Genomic DNA, 21,260 nt, shown 5'->3' with positions numbered 1-21,260 from the left:
CCTTTCTTTCAGACCTGGGATTTGGCCGGCCCCTACCCGGCCATATTGCAGGACGAGGTGGTGGGGGACGAGGCCCGGCGGGTACGCGCTGACGGGCTGGCCCTGCTCAAGCGCGCCATCGAGGGCCGCTGGCTCACCGCCAATGCGGTGGTCGCGCTCTACCCGGCGAACACGGTGAATGACGACGACATCGAGTTGTATACCGATGAGTCTCGCAGCGAAGTGGCCATGACCTGGTTCGGCCTTCGCCAGCAGACCGAGAAGCAAGAGATTGACGGCGTCATGCGCCCCAGCCGCTGTCTGGCGGATTTTGTGGCGCCCAAAGGCGTCAAGCCCGATTACGCCGGCATGTTCGCGGTGACCGCCGGAATTGGCGTGGACAAGTGGGAGCAGCGCTTTCTGGCCGAACACGATGACTACTCCGCCATCATGCTCAAAGCAATTGCCGACCGGCTGGCCGAAGCCTTTGCCGAATGTCTGCACCACCGGGTGCGTACCGACCTGTGGGGCTACGCCGCCGGTGAAGCGCTCAGCCATGAGGCCCTGATTGCCGAGCAGTACCAAGGCATCCGCCCCGCCCCGGGCTACCCCGCCTGCCCCGACCACAGCGCCAAGCAAGCGATGTTTGCGCTCATGCAGTGCGAGGAAATCGGTATGGCGGTGACCGAGAGCCTGGCCATGACGCCGGCCGCGAGCGTTAGCGGCTTCTACATCGCCCACCCCGAAGCCAGCTACTTCAACGTCGGCAAAATCGGCGAAGACCAGCTGCACGACATGGCTCAACGCCGCCGTATGGACACCAAATCGTTGGCGCGGCTGCTGGCGCCTAACTTGTGAGACTGGGGCGTGTCGTGAGCTCCAGCCGATAGCCTGAGCTCAGGCGCGGGCTGCTTCGTTGAGGACTTTTACAGCCCATTGATTCAAGCTGGTGCCGCTCGCTTGGGCGGCAATCAGCGCGGCGCTGTGAACTTCAGGGGGGACCCGGAGCATGAGCTTGCCGCTCGCCGGTTTTTCAGGTTCCACACCCCTCGCCTTGCAGTCCTCGATCAAGAAATCGATGGCCGCTTCGAAATCTTTGCGAAGCCCGGCAACGGTTTCCCCGTGAAAACCAACAATCGCATGGATGCCCAGCACGCGGCCCACAAATATCTCATCAGATTCATCAAACTCGACGCGCGCCGTGTAGCCTTTGTAGGTCATCTTGCTCATGGTCGTACTCCAATTCTTTCCAGAAATTCCCGCACACCTTCGACTTGGTACTTCTTTGCTTCTTTACCGGGATGGGGCCGGTGCGCATGCCATTCCTGGGTGTCGGTACTGAACTTGATGCGCGAGCCCTCGCGCTCGGTAAGCAACGCGCCACAGGCCAACAGTAGGCGCTCGATATCGCTGAACACGATAGTGGAGAGCGTTGGCCGCAAAAAGATAGCTTCCAGTGTCTTACGCTGCTTGCTATTCATGACTGCAATTCTAGCCAGCACTTGTAGCAATGCAAGCACTAATTGATAGCAGCGTGCCCACCTTCGGAAACGACTCCATCACGCCCCCGCCTTCAACACCCTGCGGTACTGCATAGCCTCGGCCACATGAGGGAGCAGGGTGGCTTCGCTTTTGGCCAGGTCTGCGATGGTGCGGGCGATTTTGAGGGTGCGGTGGGTGCTTCGGGCAGACCAACCCAGCTGAGCGGCTGCGGTTTGCAAAAACTTGGCGGCGCCTGCATCAAGCGCGACAAATTGATCAATAGCCTGGCCAGCCAGAGCGTGGTTGCTGCTGCCTTGACGCTGCAGCGCGCGGTTTCGGGCCTCCCCGCTGCGTTCGCGGATGGCGGCGCTGCCTTCGCCGGGCGGGCTGCTCAGAAGTTCGTTGGCCTGCAGGGCGGGCACCTCGACATGCAGGTCGATGCGGTCCATCAGCGGGCCGCTGAGTTTGCCTTGGTAGCGCAGCACCTGGTCGGGCGTGCAGCGGCAGCTGCGGCTTCCCGAGCCCAAGTAGCCGCACGGGCAGGGGTTCATGGCGGCCACCAGCTGAAAGCGCGCCGGAAACTCAGCCCGCCGCGCGGCCCGCGCGATGGTGATAGTGCCGGTTTCCAGCGGCTCGCGCAGCGCCTCCAGGGCGGGGCGCGGAAACTCGGGCAACTCATCTAAAAACAGCACGCCATGGTGCGCCAGCGATATCTCGCCCGGCCGGGGTGGCGAGCCACCCCCCACCAGAGCGACTGCGCTGGCCGAATGGTGCGGGCTGCAGGTGGGGCGCTGGCCCCAGTGCTGGACATCAAAACGCCCGCACAGGCTGCCGATGGCCGCGCTCTCCAGCGCTTCATCGGTGCTGAGGTCCGGCAGCAGGCCGGCAAAGCGCTGCGCGAGCATGGACTTGCCCGAGCCCGGGGGCCCCACCAGCAAGAGGCTGTGGCCGCCGGCTACCGCAATCTCCAAGGCGCGCTTGGCAGCTGCCTGCCCTTTCACGTCGGCCATGTCGGGGCCCGCGCTGGCGGGCTGCAACGGCGCGGGCTCCACCCGCACCCAGCCCTCGGGGTCTTGTTCCAGCGGCTGGCCTTCGGCATCCTTGGCCTGCCCGCCCGGCGCGAAATGGTGCACCACATCGAGCAAATGGCGGGCGCGCACCACCCGGGATTCGGGAACCAGCGCAGCCTCTTCGGCATTGCCCGGCGGCAGTACCAGTTGGGGGCATCTCTGCGGCGCGCCGGGTTTGGTTTTGCGCAAAGCCAGCGCCATGGCCAGCGCGCCCCGCACCGCACGCAGCTCGCCCGAAAGCGACAACTCGCCAGCAAACTCAAAACCGGCAAGCGCAGCGCTATCGATCTGGCCGCTGGCCGCCAGAATGCCCAAGGCAATCGGCAGGTCGAGCCTGCCGGAGTCTTTGGGCAGGTCGGCTGGCGCAAGGTTCACGGTAATGCGCTTGTTGTTCGGAAAGTCCAGCCCGCTGTTTTGGATGGCGCAGCGCACCCGCTCGCGGGCTTCTTTCACCTCCACATCGGCCAGCCCTACCAGCGTGAAGCTGGGCAGGCCGTTGGCGAGGTGGACCTCCACAGTGACTTGCACCGCCTCCAGACCCAAAAGGGCCCTGCTTTGCACCAAAGACAAGCTCATGTTCCGGACATCCCAAAAAGGTGCGCGACAAGCCGGTACCTGGAACCGCCCCGCACCAAGCATGTGCGCACTGTTGTTTTATACAGTTATCTTAGCCCAGCCCGTCCGCGAGGGCAAGAATTTCTGTGCGCCCAGCCAGCAAAACGGGCTGGCACGACTTCTGCTTAAACCCCTGTAGCTCCTGCAGCCTGGTGAGCGCCAAGACCAGGCCCGGACCCTGCAATCAACTACTTAGCTGAGGTGAACACATGAAACTAGTAACGGCCATCATCAAACCGTTCAAGCTCGACGAGGTGCGAGAAGCCTTGTCCGCCATGGGCGTGCAAGGCATCACCGTGACCGAGGTCAAGGGCTTCGGCCGCCAGAAAGGCCACACGGAGCTGTACCGCGGTGCGGAGTACGTGGTGGACTTCTTGCCCAAGGTCAAGATCGAAGCCGCCATCGACGACGCCTTGGTCGAGCGCGTGATTGAAGCCGTCGAGGGCGCAGCCCGCACCGGCAAGATCGGCGACGGCAAGATTTTTGTGTACGACCTGGAACAAGTGGTGCGTATCCGTACCGGCGAGACCGGACGCGAAGCGCTGTAACTAGAAAGTGAGCCTCACCATGAAAAAACTTCTCGCCACATTGGCCCTGGGTCTGGGTTTGCTGACAGCAGGCTCCTTCACGGTAGCCCAAACTGCAGCCCCCGCGGCTGACACACCCGCTGCCGCAGTTGCTGCCGCCCCCGCCTCTACTGCACCCGCAGCCGCGGCCGATGCCGCAGCGCCCGCTGAAGCGGCACCCGCGGTTGCCCCTGCCCCCAACAAAGGCGACACCGCCTTTATGACGATAGCTACCGCGCTGGTGCTGTTCATGACCGTGCCCGGCTTGGCCTTGTTCTACGGCGGTTTGGTGCGCAGCAAGAACATGCTGTCCGTGCTGATGCAAGTGTTTGTCGTGACCACACTGATCTACATCCTGTGGGCCGTTTACGGTTACACGCTGGCCTTTGGTGGAGACGGCGCATTTTTCGGATCCTTCGACAAGCTGTTCCTCAAGGGCATCACGGTTGATTCCGTGGCCGCTACCTTCAGCAAGGGCGTGGTCATTCCTGAGCTCACATTTGTCGCCTTCCAGGCTACCTTTGCAGCCATCACCTGCGCGCTGATCGTGGGCGCCTTTGCCGAGCGCATCAAGTTCGCCGCGGTGCTTGCCTTCTGTGTGCTGTGGTTCACCTTCAGCTACCTGCCGGTGGCGCACATGGTCTGGTACTGGGCCGGCCCCGACGCCATTACTGACGCGGCTTCGCTGGAAAAAGTGGCTGCTGCTGCCGGCTACCTGTGGGCTAAGGGCGCGCTGGACTTCGCCGGCGGCACGGTGGTGCACATCAATGCCGCGGTTGCCGGCCTGGTGGGCGCCTTCATGGTGGGCAAGCGTATCGGCTACGGCAAAGAGCCCATGGCCCCTCACAGCCTGACCCTGACCATGGTGGGCGCTGCCATGCTGTGGTTCGGCTGGTTCGGCTTTAACGCCGGCTCCAACCTGGAAGCCAACGGCTTGACTGCCCTGGCCTTCCTGAACACCATGCTGGCCACTGCAGCTGCGACCCTTGCCTGGATTACCGGTGAAGCCCTGTCCCGCGGCAAGGCATCCATGCTCGGCGCTGCCTCCGGCGCGGTGGCCGGCCTGGTTGCCATTACCCCCGCATGCGGTTTTGTGGGCCCCATGGGTTCCATCATCATCGGCCTGGTGGGTGGCTTCGCCTGCCTGTGGGGTGTGAATGGCCTGAAGCGCCTGCTGGGTGCAGATGACTCAGTGGATGTGTTTGGCGTGCACGGAGTGGGCGGTATCGTCGGCGCCCTGTTGACCGGCGTATTTGCTGCGCCTTCCTTGGGTGGCACCGGCGTCTACGACTATGTTGCCAACAAGGTGGCTGACGGCTACTCCATCAGCGGCCAAGTCTGGATCCAACTGCAAGGCGTGCTGATCACCGTGATCTGGTCGGCTGTGGTGGCGTACATCGCCTTCAAGTTAGTGGACCTGGTGATCGGTCTGCGCGTCTCGGAAGAAGAAGAGCGCGAAGGTCTGGACATCTCCAGCCACGGCGAAACCGCTTACAACCGCTAACAGGTTCTGCAGCCGGGTGCTGCAGTTACCAAGCAGGTTCTTTTAGAAATTGCAGCCCGGCAACCGCAAGGTTGGCCGGGCTTTTTTGTGCGCCCCACGTGCACAATGCAGGCAGCCCTCTATCCCCTTCCTTTTCACCTCTCCGAGCGGAAACCCGACCATGAGCACCCCCCTGACCCTGCGCCACGGCGCCTTGCGCTGTGAGATTTGCCCCGAGCTTGGCGGCTCTGTGGCGGGGTTGTGGCTGCGAGATGTTCCGGTGCTGCGCTCCACGCCCGCGCTCGAGCTCACCAGCGTGCGGCAGTCTGGCAGCTACCCGCTGGTGCCATTTTCGAACCGCATCGGCTACGGGCAGCTGCAGTGGTCGGGCACCAGCCATCCCTTGGTCAAGAACTTTGACCCCGAGCCCCACACCATCCACGGGCTCGGATGGGAACGGCCATGGGCTGTTCTTGAGAGCCGCGAAAACTACGCGCTGCTGTCGCTGGAGCACCGCGCTGATGCGGCCTGGCCGTTTGACTTCGATTGTTCGCAGGCCTTCAAGCTCGAAGACGGCGCGCTGGACATGAGCCTGAGCATCACCAACCAGAGCCACGCTGCTGCGCCCGTGGGGCTGGGCTGGCACCCGTATTTTGTGAAGCGCGCCGATGCACATGTGCAGTTCGCCAGCACCGGCCGGTGGGAAATGGCAGCAGACAAACTTCCCACCCATCGCGCGCCGAATGCGGGGCTCAACCAGCCCGCTGCCGACCTGACGGTCGACCACTGCTTTGACGGATGGGCGGGCACGCTCACCCTGCAAGACAGCCTGATGCGTGTCACCGTCAGCTCGGCCTTGAGCCGTTTGGTGGTGTTCACCACGCCCGAGCGCGACAACATTGCGGTGGAGCCGGTGAGTCATGTGAACAACGCGCTGTCTCTGATGGCCAGCACGGGCGTGAGTGCCGAGAGCCTCGGTGTGGTGGTGCTGCAGCCCGGCGAGAGCTATAGCTGCAGCATGCGCATTGCGGTGCAAGGAGCAAGGGCATGAGCTGGCAGGCCCTGAGCGAGCAGGTTTTTGCGCTGGGCGAGTCGCCCTTCTGGCATCCGCAAGAGCAGCAGCTGTATTGGGTGGATATTCCGGGCCGGGCGGTGCTGCGGGCCAATATTTACATGGGCACGGTGCAGCGCTGGGACATGCCCACCGAGCCCGGCTGCATTGCGCCTGCTGCAGGCGGCGGCTTGGTGCTGGCGCTGCGCCACGGCGTGTTTCGCGCGCGGGTGTGGGGCGGCGAGCTGCAGCACATCGCCACGCTCCCCTTTGATACCGCCACCGTCCGCGCCAACGACGGCAAATGCGATGCCCTGGGCCGCTTTTGGGTAGGCACCATCGATGAGCCCAAGGCCGCCCGCGCCGCCGCGCTCTTTTCGATTGACTGCCGCAGCGGCAGCGCGGTGGTGCAGCAGCAGGCGGGCAACGCGCTCACCGCCAACGGCCTGGCCTGGAGCCCCGACAACCGCACGCTGTACTGGTCCGACACGCCCGACCACCTCACCCATGCCTGGGACTACGACCTGCAGACCAACACCCTGAGTGCGCACCGCAGCTGGCGCCAACATGCGCCCAAGCCCGCGGGCTGGACGTTTGAGAACACCCACTATGCCGGCCGGCCCGACGGTGCGGCGGTTGATGTGGAAGGCAACTACTACGCCGCCATGTTTGAGGGTCGCCGAATCTGCAAGTTCTCCCCCGACGGCACGCTCTCAGCCAGCTGGGAGACGCCCGCCCAATGCCCGACCATGCCCTGCTTTGGCGGCGAGGACCTAAAAACCCTGTTCATCACCACCGCCCGCCACGGCCGCAGCGCTGCAGAGTTGGCGCAGTTTCCGCTTTCGGGCGCGGTGTTTTTCATGCGCATGGATGTGGCTGGTTTGCCGGTTCAGTATTTCGTCGACTGAACGCCGCCCGCGATGGCCGCGAGCGCCGCAAATTTCCGGCGTCTACGCGTTCAAAAAATTCACGCCCCACGGCAAGTGGCGCCTTTACCATCCTTTACATGCCTCTCTTGTCAGACGCCCTACAGCCCCTCCAGAACCAGATCCGCGAAGCGGCTGAGCAGCGCAGCCCCCTGCACATTCGTGGCGGTGGCAGCAAAAATTTCTATGGCCAGCCAGGCCACGGCGCGATTCTTGACACCCGCACCCTCAGCGGTGTGATTGATTACGCGCCCAGCGAGCTGGTAATTACCGCCGCTGCCGGCACACCGCTGCGCGAGATCGAAGCCCTGCTGGCCGCGCAAGGCCAGTGCCTTGCTTTTGAGCCGCCGCACTTCGGCTGGTCGGCCGATGCCGCAACGGGTTCCAGCTCCGCCACCGTGGGCGGCATGGTGGCCTGCGGTCTGGCCGGCCCGGCGCGGGCCAGCGCGGGTAATGTGCGCGACTTTGTGCTGGGCCTCAAGCTTGTGAACGGCAGCGGCGAGCTGCTCACCTTCGGCGGCCAGGTCATGAAAAACGTGGCCGGCTACGACGTCTCGCGCCTGATGGCCGGTGCCATGGGAACGCTGGGCCTGATTACCGAGGTGTCGCTCAAAGTGCTGCCGGTAGCGCCCGCCGAGGCCACGCTGGTGTTTGCGCTGTCGCAGGCCGAGGCGCTGGAGCATCTGCACCGCTGGGGCGGGCAGCCGCTGCCGCTTAACGCCAGCTGCTGGGTGCGCGACGGTGAGGGCAGCCCGGGTGCGCGCGATCTGCTGTTTGTGCGATTGCGCGGCGCCAAGGCGGCGGTAGAGGCGGCATGCCAGCGCATGTTGGCCGAAGTGCCCGGCGAGCGCATGGATACCGCGCAGGCCGCTGCCGACTGGACCCTCTGTCGCGACCAGAAGCTGCCTTTCTTCACCGCCGGTATCGGCTCCGGGCTGGTGCTGTGGCGCTTGTCGGTGGCGCAGACTGCGCCGGTGCTCGAATTGCCTTGGCCGCAGTTGGTCGAATGGCACGGCGGCCTGCGCTGGCTGTGGGCGCCGCTCTCGGCCGGACCGCAGCTGCAGGCGGCTGCGCAGGCGGCCAGCGGAAATGCTACTGTTTTTGTAGCTGATGGCGCCGATGTGGCGGGTGCTAGCAGCCGTTTTTCCTCCTATTCTGCGACGGAGCTGGCCATGCACCGGCGCCTCAAGGCGGCGTTTGACCCAGCCGGCATCTTCAACCCCCAACGCCTCTACCCCGACTTCTGACCTCCGGGCCTCCGGGCCCCAGTGCGCATGCAAACCCACCTCGCCCCCGAATACCAGAACACCGCCGACGGCCAGGCGGCTGAGGCCATCCTGCGCAAGTGTGTGCACTGCGGCTTCTGCACCGCCACCTGCCCGACCTACCAGTTGCTCGGCGACGAGCTAGACGGCCCGCGCGGACGCATCTACCTGATGAAGCAGGTGCTCGAAGGCGAGCAACCCACCCGAGCCACCCAGATGCACCTGGACCGCTGCCTGACCTGCCGCAACTGCGAAACCACCTGCCCCAGCGGCGTGGACTACGGGCATCTGGTCGATATCGGCCGCAAACTGGTCGATGCCAAGGTGCCCCGCCCCGCTGGCGAGCGGGCCCTGCGTTGGGCGCTCAAGGAAGGCCTGCCTTCGCCCCTTTTTGCGCCGGCCATGAAGCTGGGCCAGATGCTGCGCCCGTTGCTGCCCCGAAGCCTGAAGAACAAAGTGCCCGCCCCCCAGGATTCCGGTGCTTGGCCCCGCCGCACCCATGCCCGCAAGATGCTGATGCTGGCGGGCTGCGTGCAGCCGGCCATGTCGCCCAATATCAATAGCGCCACCGTCCGCGTTTTGGATGCGGCGGGCATTGAGGCGGTGGTGGCCCCGGCTGCGGGCTGCTGCGGCGCGCTGAAATTTCACTTGAATGACCAGGACGGAGGCACGGCCGCCATGCGCGCCAACATCGACGCCTGGTGGCCGTATGTGGAGCAGGGCGTGGAAGCGCTGGTGATGAATGCGTCGGGCTGCGGCGTTACCGTCAAGGAATACGGCCACATCCTGCGTGACGATCCGGCCTATGCCGAGAAGGCGCAGCGCATCAGCGACCTCACGCGCGACCTGAGCGAGCTGCTGCCTGACCTGGTGCCAGCCCTCCAGCCGCGCCTCTCAGGCCGGAGGGGGCATGGCGCAGAAGGCGGCTCACAAACCATCGCGCAACCCGCGCTGGTGTTTCACCCGCCCTGCACCCTGCAGCACGGCCAAAAGCTCAAGGGCGGAGTGGAAACCCACATGGCCGCACTCGGCTTTGCGGTGCGGGTGGCGGCCAATGAGTCACACCTGTGCTGCGGCTCCGCCGGTACCTACTCGGTGCTCAACCCCGACATCTCCTACCAGCTGCGCGACCGCAAGCTGGGAAACCTGGCCGCTGCGGAGAATGAAGTCATCATCAGCGCCAACATCGGCTGCATCACCCACCTGCAAAGCGGCACCGCCACGCCGGTGAAGCACTGGGTGGAAGTGCTGGACGCGGCGCTCTAAGCCAGCGCGGACTCAATGTCGGCCGCGAGGCTGGCCGGGGTGTCGTTGGGCGCGTAGCGTGTGATGGACGTGCCGTCTTTGCCCACCAGAAACTTGGTGAAGTTCCACTTGATGAAGTTGGTGCCCAACAGGCCCGGCGCTTCTTTGCACAGCCACTGAAAGAGCGGATGGGCGCCGGCGCCGTTGACCTCGATCTTGGACATCATGGCAAAGCTCACGCCGTAGTTGCGCTGGCAGAAGGTGGCAATTTCGTCGTTGCTGCCCTTGTCCTGCGCGCCGAACTGGTTGCACGGAAAGCCCAGCACCACCAGGCCGCGGGCGCCGTATTGCTGGTGCAAAGCCTCCAGCCCGGCAAACTGCGGCGTAAAACCACAGGCGCTGGCGGTGTTCACAATCAGCATTGGGCTGCCGCTGAAGTTGCGCAGTGCGACCGGCCTGCCGCTGATGTCGAGCGCTTCAAAATCGTAGACCGTGGTCATGGGCATCTCCGTGTTGTGTGGGGTGCCACCTTAGCAGCCGGCAAGCGCGGCTGCGGCCGGCCGGGCCAAGGCCTAGCCGTGCGACTGGTCATTGCGGGCGATATCGAGCAGGTGGTTCACCTCGGCCGCATGTTCGCGGCAGTTGCGGTCGTGCCAGCGCTTGATCATCCACATGCAGCCCGCCACCACCACGCCAAACACGCTGATGGCGCCGAAGGCCGACAAGCCCATGCCGGTGGACAGGCTGTAAAACGCACCCAGCCCAAGGATGCAGGCCTGTTCGTTGAAGTTTTGTACCGCAATAGATCGGCCCGCGCCCATCAGGTTGTGTCCGCGGTGCTGCAGCAGCGCGTTCATCGGCACCACCAGAAAGCCGCCCAGCGCGCCCAACAAAATCAAAAAGGGCGCCGCCAGCCAGACATTGCTGATGAAGTTCAGCATGATCACCAGCACCCCCATGGCAATGCCCAGTGGCATGACCAGCACGGCCTGGTCCAGCCGCATGCGCATCGAGGCCACCACCGCCCCCACTGCCGTCCCCACCGCCACCACGCCCACCAGCGCCGAGGCCTGCGTGACGCTGTAGCCCAAAGCCGCCGCAGCCCAGGCCAGCACGATGTAGCGCAAGTTGCCGCTCACGCCCCAGAACAGGGTGGTGGTGGCCAGCGAAATCTGACCCAGGCGATCCTTCCAGAGCCGTACATTGCAGCCCCAGAAGTCCGGCAGCAGGGTTAACAGCTTGCGGGGCAGGGGTTGCATGTCCACACCGGTGTGGGGAATACGGGTGTTGAACCACGCAGCCGCAAGGTACACCAGGATCAGCGCCGCAATGGCAGCCTCAGGCGCGGAGTCGATGCCGGTGTCAATGAAGGGCAGGTCAATCGAGAGCAGCGCCCCGGACACCAGCGGCCCCACCAGCTGTCCGCCCAGCAGTACACCCAAAATGATGGAGGCAATGGTCAGCCCCTCAATCCAGCCATTGGCCTTGACCAGCTGCGACGCCGGCAGCAGCTCGGTGAGGATGCCGTACTTGGCCGGCGAATACGCCGCCGCCCCCAGACCCACAATCGCATAGGCCATCAGCGGGTGGGTGCCAAACAGCATCATCAGGCAGCCGATGATCTTGATGCCGTTACTGATAAGCATCACCCGCCCCTTGGGGAGCGAGTCGGCAAAGGCGCCCACAAACGGGGCCAGCACCACATAAAACAAGGCAAACATCGGCACCAGCGCGGCCTGCTGCCACTCGGGCGCTCCGGCGCCGCGCAACAACTGCACGGCTCCCACAAACAAAGCGTTGTCGGCCAGCGAGCTGAAGAACTGCGCTGACATGATGGTGTAGAAGCCGCGTTTCATGGGTCGGTGTCCGGGTGCGAGCGCCGGTAGTTGGGGGGGTGTCTCCGTGTTGATTTTGTTTATAGCACGGGGGGCGATGTCAAAATCCCCGCCATGCCCCGTCCCATTCAAGCCACCATTCACCCCGAGGCGTTGCGCCACAACCTCGAAGTCTGCCGCCGCGCAGCGCCCGACGCGCGCCTGTGGGCGGTGGTCAAAGCCGACGCCTACGGCCACGGTATCGAGCGGGCGTTTGAGGGCCTGCGCGGGGCGGACGGTTTTGCGCTGCTGGACCTGTCCGAGGCGCAGCGCCTGCGCGGCCTGGGCTGGCGCGGGCCGATTCTGCTGCTCGAAGGGGCCTTTGAGCAGCGTGACCTCGAGCTATGTTCGCGCCTGGGGCTGTGGCACACGGTGCACTGCGAGGAGCAAATCGACATGCTGGCTATCCACAAGACCAACGAGCCGCACCGGGTGTTCCTCAAGGTCAACTCCGGTATGAACCGGCTGGGCTTTCAGCCCGGGCAGGTGCGTTCGGCGTGGACGCGGCTCAACGCCTTGCCGCAGGTGGATGAAATCTCGCTGATGACCCATTTCAGCGACGCCGATGGCCCCAAGGGCATTGCCGCGCAGCTGGCGCTTTTTCGGGGCGCCACCGACGATCTGCCCGGCGAGCGCAGCCTGAGCAACAGCGCCGCCATCCTGCGCCACAGCGGCGCGGGTCTGGTGTCGGACTGGGTGCGCGCCGGAATTGCCACCTACGGCAGCGCACCCGACCACCCCGCGCACGACAGCCGGCACTGGGACTTGCTGCCCGGCATGACGCTTGCTTCCAAAATAATAGCTACCCGCGCAATATCGGCAGGCGATAGCGTCGGATATGGCTCTACTTTTGTGGCCGAAAGCGCCATGCGCATCGGCGTGGTGGCCTGCGGCTATGCCGACGGCTATCCGCGTGTGTGCCCCACCGGTACGCCGGTGCTGGTGGACGGCGTGCGCTGCCGCACCGTGGGGCGGGTGAGCATGGACATGATCACCGTCGACCTCGGGCCGGTGCCCCACGCCACTCTGGGCACTGAAGTCACGCTCTGGGGCCGCGCGCACAACGGCGCTGTGCTGCCCATCGACGAGGTGGCCGCCGCCGCCGGCACGCTGGGCTACGAGCTGATGTGTGCGCTGGCACCGCGGGTTCCGGTGGCGGTGGGAGACTGAGCGCCGTGCGGTATGTGCCCATTCCTATCTCCATGCTGCAGGTGGGGCAGCCCTTGCCGGTGGACATCTGGAGTGACACCGGCCAGCTGCTGCTGAAAAAAGGCCAGCCGATCGTCTCCGGGCAGCACCGCGATAAGCTGCACGCCTTTAACGCCAGCGCCACGCCGGGCGATGCCATGGCCTGGCAGCGCGCCTATGAACGCATGGTGCACGAGATGCTGCGCGAGGGGGTGGATGTGCAAACCCTGGCCAGCCTTCCCATGCCGGCGCGCATCCGTGATATGGACTACGTGGTGAGCCAGGCGCTGAGCGGCGGCTGGCTGGATGTGCAGGACGTACTGCGCGGCATCCTGTACCAGGGCGGGTTGGCCATCAACCCGCTGGTTCGCCTCGATGGAGTGGCGCGCACGGTGCAAAAGCTGCTCAACGCAGATACCGACGACGGCCTGTTCCGGTTGTTTCAGATGCTGAGCGACAACAGCCTGGGCTACTGCGCCACCCATGCGCTGCTCTGCGGCAGCATGAGCCTGCTGACCGCCGATAAGTTGGGCCTGGACCCGAGCCTACGCCGTAGTCTGCTGGATGCTGCGCTCATCCAGAACATGGCCATGGCGCGCGACCAGGACAGCCTGGCCACCCACCACGCCGCGCCCACCGCCTGGCAGCGCAGCCTGATTGCCGACCACCCTGCCCTGGCCTGTGAGACGCTGAACCGGCTCGGGCTGGAAGACGAGGACACGCTGGATATCGTGCGCTGGCACCACCATCCCAACGATCCGCAGGCCCTGGGGCGCAATGCCCTAGCCCGCCGTATTTTGTTCACCGCCGACATCTTTGTAGCCAAGATGGCCTCGCGCAAGACCCGCCCGCCGCTGCCCTCCATCAGCGCGGCCAAGGCCATCGTCAAGGGCGTGGACGGGGCTCCGGGCGATGCCTCCAACGTGGGCGCCGCCATGGCCACCGCGACCGGCTTCTACCCGCCGGGGACCTTTGTGCTGCTGACCAACGGCGACACCGCGGTAGTGGCCCAGCGCAGTACCCGCGCCAACGCACCGTGGGTGGTGCCGGTGATGGACAAAGACAGCATGCCCATCCTCCACTACACCTGCCGCGACACCCACGACCCCGACTGGGCCATGGCCGCCCCGCTGAACTTTCAAACCGTTCGCATTGCCGTCAGCGCTGACAAGGTCCAGCGGGCCCGCAGCCGCTTGCCCAAGGTCTGAGGCGGAGGCAGCCGCGCTGCATATCTGTATCTATATACAGTATTATTCCCGCCATGGCCAAAGACAAAACCATCTACACCTGCAATGAATGCGGCGGCACCAGCCCCAAATGGCTGGGCAAGTGCCCGCACTGCAACGCCTGGAACACGCTGATCGAATCGGTTGCCAGTGGTGACGCGCCGGCAAAAAACCGGTTTGCGTCCCTTGCCAAAACCGCCGAGGTCACGGTGCTGTCCGACATCGAGGCGCAGGACGTGGAGCGCACGCCCACCGGCCACGAAGAGCTGGACCGGGTGCTGGGTGGCGGCATGGTCGAAGGCGGGGTGGTGCTGATCGGCGGAGACCCCGGCATCGGCAAGTCCACGCTTTTGTTGCAGGCGCTCGATTCGCTGCAACGCTCGGGCAAGTCCACACTTTACGTAACCGGCGAAGAGAGCGGGGCGCAGGTGGCCTTGCGCTCGCGCCGGCTGGGGCTGGACCATTCGCAGGTGAAGGTGCTGGCCGAGATTCAGCTCGAAAAAATCCTCGCCACCCTGGAGGCCAACCGCCCCGATGTGGCGGTGATTGACTCAATCCAGACGGTGTATTCCGAGCAGCTCACCAGCGCGCCGGGCTCGGTGGCCCAGGTGCGCGAATGCGCGGCGCACCTGACCCGCGCGGCCAAGGCCAGCGGCACCGCCATCGTGCTGGTCGGGCATGTGACCAAAGAAGGCGCGCTGGCCGGCCCGCGCGTGCTGGAGCACATGGTGGACACGGTGCTGTACTTCGAGGGCGACACGCACAGCCAGTTCAGGCTGGTGCGCGCCATCAAAAACCGCTTTGGTGCGGTGAATGAGATTGGCGTGTTTGCCATGACCGAAAAAGGCCTCAAGGGCGTGAGCAACCCCAGCGCCATTTTTCTGAGCCAGCATGCTGAGCCGGTGCCCGGCAGTTGCGTGATGGTGACGTTAGAAGGCACCCGCCCGCTCCTGGTCGAAATTCAGGCGTTGGTAGACACGGGTGGGCCGTCGCCGCGGCGCCTGAGTGTGGGGCTGGACAAAGACCGACTGGCCATGCTGCTGGCCGTGCTGCACCGCCACGCGGGCGTGGCCTGCATGGACCAGGATGTGTTCATCAATGCTGTGGGCGGCGTACGCATCGGCGAGCCGGCGGCCGATTTGGCGGTCATGCTGTCCATCACCTCGAGCCTGCGAGGCAAGCCGCTGCCCAAAGGCTTTATTGCCTTTGGCGAGGTGGGGCTGGCCGGCGAGGTACGGCCCGCACCCCGCGGGCAGGAGCGCTTGAAAGAAGCCGCCAAGCTGGGCTTCACCATGGCCGTGGTGCCCAAGGCGAATGCGCCCAAAAAGCCAATCGAGGGCATGACCATTCACGCGGTTGACCGGGTGGACGAGGCGATGAACGTGGTGCGCGGCCTGGGCTGAGGCGCGGCCTGGTTAAGGATGCGGGGGCGGGGCGGGGGCGGCTGAGCCACCGTGCCTCGCGGGCCTGCCAAAATCTTGGCATGGCGAATATCTCTCCGGGCAGCAGGATTGCGGGCATAGCCCACCGCGTTCTCATTCCGCTGGCCGCTCTGGCCGCCTTGGTTGCGGGCTACTGGCATTACGGCTGGCCGGGCTTGGCGCTGGTGGGTGGCGCGCTGGTGATGTGGCAGTTGCTGCATTTCACCCGGATGCTCCAGGTCCTCAAGCGGGCGGCCAACCGGCCCATCGGCCATGTGGACAGCGCCGTCATGCTGCATGCCAGGCTGCGCCCCGGGGCTCCCTTGCTGCATGTGGTGGCCATGACCCGCGCGCTGGGGCAGCTCGAATCTCCGCCGGAGACGCAGCCCGAGCGCTTCCGCTGGACCGACACCTCTGGCAGCAGCGTGCTGTGCGTGTTTGCAGGCGGAAAGCTGCAAAGCTGGGATTTGCAAAGGCCCGCCCCGTAAAATCCTCGTTTCTGTATTACCTGCCACCGAATTACTTCAAGGACACCCCGATGAGCGTACTACCCCCCTCCATGTCTGATCGCGACGGAAAAATCTGGATGGATGGCCAGATGGTGGAGTGGCGCGACGCCAAGATCCATGTCCTGAGCCACACGCTGCACTACGGCTGCGGCGCGTTCGAAGGTGTGCGGGCCTACAACACCGTTAACGGCCCCGCTATCTTCCGCCTGCAGGAGCACACCGAGCGCCTGTTCAACAGCGCCAAGATCTTGCGCATGAATATCCCGTTCACCCAGGAACAGGTCAACGACGCGCAGTGCGCCGTGATCCGCGAAAACGAGCTCGAGAGCGGCTACCTGCGGCCGCTCACCTGGATTGGTGACAAGAAGCTCGGCGTCTCGCCCAAGGGCAACACCATTCATCTGATGGTGGCGGCATGGGCCTGGGGCGCTTACCTTGGCGAAGAAGGCCTCAAGCGCGGCATCCGCGTCAAAACCAGCAGCTACACCCGCCACCACGTCAACATCACCATGACGCAGGCCAAGGCGGTGAGCAACTACACCAACTCGATTCTGGCCAACATGGAAGCCACCGATGACGGTTACGACGAAGCCCTGCTGCTCGACAGCTCCGGTTTTGTGTCCGAAGGTGCCGGCGAAAACATTTTCGTCATCAAGAATGGCGTGATTTATACGCCCGACCTGTCGGCCGGCGCCTTGAACGGCATCACCCGCAACACCGTGTTCCATATCGCCAAGGACCTGGGGATCGAGATCGTGCAAAAGCGCATCACCCGCGACGAGGTGTACATCGCCGATGAAGCCTTCTTCACCGGCACCGCCGCCGAAGTCACCCCCATCCGCGAGCTCGACCGCATCGCGATGGGCCGGGGCGACTACGTGGGCAGCCGCGGCCCCATCACCGAAAAAATCCAGACCGCGTTCTTTGACATCGTCAACGGCCGCAACCCCCACTACGCCCACTGGCTCACGAAAGTCTGATCATGTCCCAAGCTGTTGTCGAACTCCTGGCCAAAGACCTGAACCACCAGGGCGGTGTGTTCTGCCCCAGCCCCGTGGCCGGCATGCAAACCTGGAACACCCACCCCAAGGTGTACCTCGACGTAGGCCGCACGGGCAACGCCAAGTGCCCCTACTGCGGCACCGTGTACCAACTCAAGGACGGCGAACACTTCGCATCGGGCCACTGAAAGTGCCCGTGGCCCCAGCGCATGCCGTCAATCCGGCTTTGCCGGGCCGCCAGCAGCGCCCCCTTGAGGGAAGCGCGGGCGCAGGCCGCATCGGTGGGGAGTCCTTGGTCATTGCGCCCCAGTGGATTGGGGATGCGGTCATGACCGAGCCGCTGCTCAAGCGGCTGGCGGCGCGCGGCGAGCGCATCACCGTGGCGGCGGTGCCTTGGGTGGCGCCGGTGTACCGCGCCATGCCGCAGGTGGCCGAGGTGCTGTTGCTGCCGTTTGCCCGCGGCGGCGTTCAGTGGCGCGCCCGCCGGGCCTATGCACACAACTTGCGCGGTCGCTTTGAACGGGCCTACCTCGGCCCCAACTCCCTGAAAAGCGCGCTGATTCCCTGGTGGGCCGGTATTGCGACGCGCGTGGGCTACACCGGCGAATTCCGCATCGGCCTTGTCAATGCGCGCCTGCCCAACCCGCCTTCGGGCAGCCGCCCGCCGATGGTGGCGTTTTATTCGGCGCTCAGTGGCGAGGCCGGGGTAGACGCTGACCGGCCGCAGTTGCATCTGGCGCCTGACGCGCTGGCAGCCGCTTTGAGCGCGCAGGGCTTGGCGTCGCAGGGTTTTTATGTGCTGGCGCCCGGCGCCGAGTACGGCCCGGCCAAGCGTTGGCCGGCCGCGCACTTTGCTGCATTGGCCGCGCGGCTGGACTTGCCGGTGCTGCTGCTGGGCTCGGCCAAGGACGAGCCGGTGTGCGCCGAGATTGCCGCCCAAGTGAATGGCGATGAAGTGAACCAATCCGGCGCGGGCCGCTGCGTAAACCTGGCCGGACGCACCAGCCTGGATGAGGCATTGGCGCTGATTGCCGGCGCGCGCGCCATGGTGAGCAACGATTCGGGGCTGATGCATGTAGCCGCCGCCTTTGGCTTGCCGCAGGTTGCGATTTTTGGATCTTCCAGCCCGCTGCACACGCCCCCGCTCAATGCACAGGCGCAGGTGCTGTGGCTCAAAAACGATGCGGCCTACCAGCCTCCGCTGGACTGCGCGCCCTGCTTTGCGCGGGTCTGCCCGCTGGGCCACACCCGCTGCCTGCACGACATTGCGCCTGGGCAGGTGCTATCGCTTTTGTAGCTGTTGGCGCATACGCTGCCGACCCCAAGGGCCGATTCGGCATAAAAAAAAGCCACCCGGAGGTGGCTTTATAAAAGTCCCCCGAAGGGGACGTCGTTGGAACGGTTCGAAACCTTGGAACTTCTGGAGGCAAGCCTATTGCGCTGGCTTCGTTGCTCTCCATAAGTTGTCGACCTTTGCCGATCTTTTGCTGATCTTTTGTTGTTCTCTTTCTTTCCTTGAGCACTGTGACAGCAGCTGGGAAGGATTGTTCCGGCTGCGGTGCCAAAGCACCATCCCCCGCCTGGGGGGAATTCGCGGAGATCGGGTTTTTTCGGGCGGGGATGCCTTCCTCGGTGAGAATCTCGCCACCATGACGCCCGCTGAAACTCTGCCCAACGCCCTCCCGCACACCCCTGCTGACCCCGGAACCGCGCCCAAAGAGGCCGCCCCCGCCGTGCTGCGGCCGCGCGGCTCCAACCATGTGGGCATGCGGCAGTTCAACGAACGCGTGGTGCTGCAGGCCATCCGCCTCAATGGCAGCCTGCCCAAGGCCGACCTCGCGCGCCTCACCGGCCTCACCGCCCAGACCATTGGCCTCATTACCACCCGCCTCGAAGACGACGGCCTGCTCATCCGGCAGGACCGGGTGCGCGGGCGCATCGGACAGCCTTCGGTGCCCATGGCGCTCAACCCCGACGGCGCGTTTTCGCTCGGCATCAAGATCGGCCGGCGTAGCGCGGACTGGCTGCTGGTGGACTTTACCGGCGCGGTGCGGGTGCGCGAGTCGCTTCCCTACGACTTTCCCGATGCCGCCGCGCTGATTCCGCAGGTGCAGCTGCGAATGCGCGCCATCCAGGACGGCATGGGCGCGCTGGCGCAGCGTCTGGTGGGGGTAGGTGTCGCCGCGCCCTTTAATTTAGGCGGCTGGCACAAAATGCTGGGCCTGCCGCAGAGCGTGTCCGACCAGTGGAACCAGGTCGACCTGTTGGCGCAGGTGCAGGCCATGACCGATGTGCCGGTGAGCTTTGCCAAGGACACCCAGGCCGCCTGCGTGGCTGAGCTGGTGGCCGGCCGCGGCCGCGATGTAAAGAGCTTCTTGTACTTGTTTGTAGACACCTTTGTCGGGGGCGGGCTGGTGCTCAATTCGCATTTGCATGCCGGCATTCACGGCAATGCGGGCGCGGTGGCGTCTTTGCCGCTGCAGGTGGCCAGCGGTGCTGGTGTGCCGGAGCAGCTGCTGGCCCATGCCTCGCTCTGGGAGCTGGAGCAGCACTTCAAGGGTGCCGGCCTCGAGCCCACCGCGGCCTACGATGATCGCGCACTCGGTGGCGCCTATGCCGCCCTCACCGGCGCCTGGATTGCCAGCGCCGCGCAGGGTCTGGCCCAGTGCGTGGTGAGCGGGACCGCATTTCTGGACCTCGACGCGGTGGTCATCGACGGCTCCTTCAGCCGCACCATGCTCCTGCGCCTGATTGACGAGACCACGCGAGCCCTGAACAACTACAACTGGGAAGGCATGTGGCCGGCCACCGTGATTGCCGGCAGCATCGGCTCGGACGCCCGGGCACTGGGCGGCGCGCTCCTGCCTTTGCACGAAAACTTCGCGCCCGACCGCGACTTGTTCCTCAAGGTCACGGCTTAGACCGACCCACTCCGCCTCTCGCGGCTGCGGCTGTGTCCTGCACCACCTTTGCTACAAAAAATATAGCTGTCTGCGCAATATCAGCGGGGGCTAGAGGTGATTTTGATGCGTGAAGCCAGCACCACCAGTGCCACCACCGGCACCCCCAGGCAGGCGGTCGCGGTGAAGAAGGCCGGGTAGCCCTGCACCTTCACAAACCAGCCCGAGTAGCCGGCCAGAAACTTCGGAAACAGCAGCATCATCGAGCTGAACAGCGCGTACTGCGTGGCCGAATAGCTGATGTTGGTGAGCGATGACAGGTAGGCGACAAACGCTGCGGTGGCAATGCCGCTGGAGAGGTTGTCCGCCGAGATGACAAATATCAGCGCATTCAGGTCGTGCCCCTGGCCGGCCAGCCAGGCAAACAGCAGGTTGCTGGCAGAACTCAGCAGGGCGCCCAGCATCAGCACCCGCATCACACCAAAGCGCATGGCCAGCACGCCGCCCACAAAGGCGCCTGCCAGCGTCATCACCACGCCGTAGAGCTTGCTCACCGTGGCGACTTCGGTTTTGCTGAACCCCATGTCCACATAAAACGGGTTGGCCATGATACCCATCACCACATCGCTGATGCGGTAGGTGGCAATCAGCGCCAGTATCAGCACCGCATGCCAGCGGTAGCGGCCCACAAAGTCGGCAAAGGGCGCAATCAGCGCGCCTTGGAGCCACTCGCGGGCGTTGCGCGCCGGCGGCAGTGCCTGCTGCGCGGGCTCTTTGGAAAACAGCACCGTCAACATGCCCGGCAGCATGCTGGCCGCCATCAGCAGGTAGGCGGTTTTCCATGCGGCATATTGGTAGGCCTCGGCCTGCGGCGTCTCGGCGCTGGCGGCCAGCCACAAGGCCCCGGCGCCGGCCCAGATCATGGCCAACCGGTAGCCGGTCATATAGGTGGCCGACAACGCGGCCTGGTGACGGCTGTCGGCCGACTCGATGCGAAAGGCGTCCAGCGCAATGTCCTGCGTGGCCGAACCCACCGCCACCGCAATCGCGCACCACACCACCGGCATCAGCGCGACTTTGGGATCGGTCAGCGCCATGCACACCAGCCCCCCCACAACCAGGCTCTGGGCCAGCAGCAGCCAACTGCGCCGCCGCCCCAGCAGCCGCGTGAGCAGCGGAATCGGCAGGCGGTCCACCAGCGGCGACCAGGCCCATTTGAAGGCGTACACCAGTCCCACCCAGCTCAGAAAACCGATGGTCGCCAGGTCGACGCCGGCTTCGCGCAGCCAGAAGCTCAGGGTGCCGAATACCAACAGCAGGGGCAGCCCCGCCGAAAAACCCAGCGACAGCATGCGCAGCGAGGCCGGCTCGGCGTAGACCCTGAGCGTCTCGCGCCAGCGGGGCGGGTCTTCGGGGCGCGGGGTGTCAGGCGTTGCAGGGCTCATCGGGGAATAATACT

The 21,260-nt window shown here is 64.9% G+C and carries 21 protein-coding genes; 15 read left to right on the top strand and 6 right to left on the bottom strand.

The window, feature by feature from the left end; translation table 11 throughout:
• A partial coding sequence (locus Q0O05_RS02435; RefSeq protein WP_293660296.1) for a vitamin B12 dependent-methionine synthase activation domain-containing protein occupies nucleotides 1–837 on the top strand: 837 nt, incomplete at its 5' end.
• 39 nt (nucleotides 838–876) lie between these two features.
• Here the strand turns inward: Q0O05_RS02435 and Q0O05_RS02430 are convergent.
• The 3 genes from Q0O05_RS02430 to Q0O05_RS02420 all read right to left on the bottom strand — a co-directional run bounded on the left by Q0O05_RS02430 (nucleotide 877) and on the right by Q0O05_RS02420 (nucleotide 3,107).
• On the bottom strand, nucleotides 877–1,209 hold the full coding sequence (locus Q0O05_RS02430; RefSeq protein ID WP_293660294.1) for a type II toxin-antitoxin system HicB family antitoxin: 333 nt from the start codon (nucleotides 1,207–1,209) through the stop codon (nucleotides 877–879).
• Nucleotides 1,206–1,460, bottom strand: a complete 255-nt coding sequence (locus tag Q0O05_RS02425) for a type II toxin-antitoxin system HicA family toxin (protein WP_293660292.1) — start codon at nucleotides 1,458–1,460, stop codon at nucleotides 1,206–1,208. The genes Q0O05_RS02430 and Q0O05_RS02425 overlap by 4 nt, the downstream gene beginning before the upstream one ends.
• Nucleotides 1,461–1,538: 78 nt before the next feature.
• The gene (locus Q0O05_RS02420) at nucleotides 1,539–3,107 is read right to left on the bottom strand and encodes a YifB family Mg chelatase-like AAA ATPase (protein ID WP_293660291.1); all 1,569 of its coding nucleotides are present in this window, start codon (nucleotides 3,105–3,107) and stop codon (nucleotides 1,539–1,541) included.
• Between the two features lie 248 nt (nucleotides 3,108–3,355).
• On the opposite strand from Q0O05_RS02420, the gene glnK reads away from it, so the two are divergent.
• The 6 genes from glnK to glcF all read left to right on the top strand — a co-directional run bounded on the left by glnK (nucleotide 3,356) and on the right by glcF (nucleotide 9,703).
• Nucleotides 3,356–3,694: a P-II family nitrogen regulator gene (gene glnK / locus Q0O05_RS02415; protein WP_293660290.1), complete on the top strand. Its 339-nt coding sequence runs from the start codon at nucleotides 3,356–3,358 to the stop codon at nucleotides 3,692–3,694.
• A 19-nt stretch (nucleotides 3,695–3,713) separates the two neighbouring features.
• Nucleotides 3,714–5,216 carry an ammonium transporter gene (amt, locus tag Q0O05_RS02410; RefSeq protein WP_293660288.1) on the top strand — a complete coding sequence of 501 codons (1,503 nt, stop codon included), beginning with the start codon at nucleotides 3,714–3,716 and terminating at the stop codon, nucleotides 5,214–5,216.
• A 160-nt stretch (nucleotides 5,217–5,376) separates the two neighbouring features.
• Complete coding sequence (locus tag Q0O05_RS02405; RefSeq protein ID WP_293660287.1) at nucleotides 5,377–6,246, top strand: aldose 1-epimerase; 870 nt, start codon at nucleotides 5,377–5,379, stop codon at nucleotides 6,244–6,246.
• Nucleotides 6,243–7,154 carry an SMP-30/gluconolactonase/LRE family protein gene (locus tag Q0O05_RS02400; protein ID WP_293660286.1) on the top strand — a complete coding sequence of 304 codons (912 nt, stop codon included), beginning with the start codon at nucleotides 6,243–6,245 and terminating at the stop codon, nucleotides 7,152–7,154. The genes Q0O05_RS02405 and Q0O05_RS02400 overlap by 4 nt, the downstream gene beginning before the upstream one ends.
• A gap of 98 nt (nucleotides 7,155–7,252) precedes the next feature.
• The gene (glcE, locus tag Q0O05_RS02395) at nucleotides 7,253–8,419 is read left to right on the top strand and encodes a glycolate oxidase subunit GlcE (RefSeq protein WP_293660285.1); all 1,167 of its coding nucleotides are present in this window, start codon (nucleotides 7,253–7,255) and stop codon (nucleotides 8,417–8,419) included.
• A 27-nt stretch (nucleotides 8,420–8,446) separates the two neighbouring features.
• Nucleotides 8,447–9,703: a glycolate oxidase subunit GlcF gene (gene glcF, locus Q0O05_RS02390; RefSeq protein ID WP_293660284.1), complete on the top strand. Its 1,257-nt coding sequence runs from the start codon at nucleotides 8,447–8,449 to the stop codon at nucleotides 9,701–9,703.
• Here the strand turns inward: glcF and Q0O05_RS02385 are convergent.
• Both Q0O05_RS02385 and lplT read right to left on the bottom strand, forming a co-directional pair.
• On the bottom strand, nucleotides 9,700–10,182 hold the full coding sequence (locus Q0O05_RS02385) for a glutathione peroxidase (RefSeq protein WP_293660283.1): 483 nt from the start codon (nucleotides 10,180–10,182) through the stop codon (nucleotides 9,700–9,702). The genes glcF and Q0O05_RS02385 overlap by 4 nt on opposite strands.
• A 72-nt stretch (nucleotides 10,183–10,254) precedes the next feature.
• Nucleotides 10,255–11,538, bottom strand: a complete 1,284-nt coding sequence (lplT, locus tag Q0O05_RS02380) for a lysophospholipid transporter LplT (protein WP_293660282.1) — start codon at nucleotides 11,536–11,538, stop codon at nucleotides 10,255–10,257.
• Nucleotides 11,539–11,631: 93 nt separating this feature from the next.
• Here lplT and alr point away from each other — a divergent pair, with 93 nt between their 5' ends.
• From alr to Q0O05_RS02340, 8 genes are all read left to right on the top strand, one after another.
• Entirely contained in the window at nucleotides 11,632–12,726 is a 1,095-nt protein-coding gene (gene alr, locus Q0O05_RS02375; RefSeq protein ID WP_293660280.1) for an alanine racemase, read from the top strand.
• 14 nt (nucleotides 12,727–12,740) lie between these two features.
• A complete protein-coding gene (locus Q0O05_RS02370) occupies nucleotides 12,741–13,952 on the top strand; it encodes a hypothetical protein (protein WP_293660279.1) in 1,212 nt (403 codons plus the stop codon).
• A 53-nt stretch (nucleotides 13,953–14,005) separates the two neighbouring features.
• Nucleotides 14,006–15,373 carry a DNA repair protein RadA gene (gene radA / locus Q0O05_RS02365; protein WP_293660278.1) on the top strand — a complete coding sequence of 456 codons (1,368 nt, stop codon included), beginning with the start codon at nucleotides 14,006–14,008 and terminating at the stop codon, nucleotides 15,371–15,373.
• Nucleotides 15,374–15,453: 80 nt separating this feature from the next.
• Complete coding sequence (locus Q0O05_RS02360) at nucleotides 15,454–15,879, top strand: glycerate kinase (protein ID WP_293660276.1); 426 nt, start codon at nucleotides 15,454–15,456, stop codon at nucleotides 15,877–15,879.
• Between the two features lie 50 nt (nucleotides 15,880–15,929).
• Nucleotides 15,930–16,880 (top strand): branched-chain amino acid transaminase, encoded by a 951-nt coding sequence (locus Q0O05_RS02355; RefSeq protein ID WP_293660275.1) that lies wholly within the window; start codon nucleotides 15,930–15,932, stop codon nucleotides 16,878–16,880.
• Nucleotides 16,881–16,882: 2 nt separating this feature from the next.
• Nucleotides 16,883–17,089: a zinc-finger domain-containing protein gene (locus tag Q0O05_RS02350; RefSeq protein ID WP_293660274.1), complete on the top strand. Its 207-nt coding sequence runs from the start codon at nucleotides 16,883–16,885 to the stop codon at nucleotides 17,087–17,089.
• A gap of 89 nt (nucleotides 17,090–17,178) precedes the next feature.
• Nucleotides 17,179–18,198 carry a lipopolysaccharide heptosyltransferase II gene (gene waaF / locus Q0O05_RS02345; RefSeq protein WP_293660302.1) on the top strand — a complete coding sequence of 340 codons (1,020 nt, stop codon included), beginning with the start codon at nucleotides 17,179–17,181 and terminating at the stop codon, nucleotides 18,196–18,198.
• A 469-nt stretch (nucleotides 18,199–18,667) separates the two neighbouring features.
• Nucleotides 18,668–19,822 (top strand): ROK family transcriptional regulator, encoded by a 1,155-nt coding sequence (locus Q0O05_RS02340; RefSeq protein ID WP_293660301.1) that lies wholly within the window; start codon nucleotides 18,668–18,670, stop codon nucleotides 19,820–19,822.
• A gap of 80 nt (nucleotides 19,823–19,902) precedes the next feature.
• On the opposite strand, the gene Q0O05_RS02335 is transcribed toward Q0O05_RS02340, so the two are convergent.
• Nucleotides 19,903–21,246 (bottom strand): AmpG family muropeptide MFS transporter, encoded by a 1,344-nt coding sequence (locus Q0O05_RS02335; protein WP_293660273.1) that lies wholly within the window; start codon nucleotides 21,244–21,246, stop codon nucleotides 19,903–19,905.
• Between the last annotated feature and the right edge of the window lie 14 nt (nucleotides 21,247–21,260).

Source organism: Rhodoferax sp. OV413, assembly GCF_945881795.1.
Classification (GTDB): Bacteria; Pseudomonadota; Gammaproteobacteria; order Burkholderiales; family Burkholderiaceae_C; genus Allorhodoferax.
The sequence above is the reverse complement of the archived record's forward strand: the minus strand, read 5'-3'. Positions and strand labels throughout refer to the sequence as shown.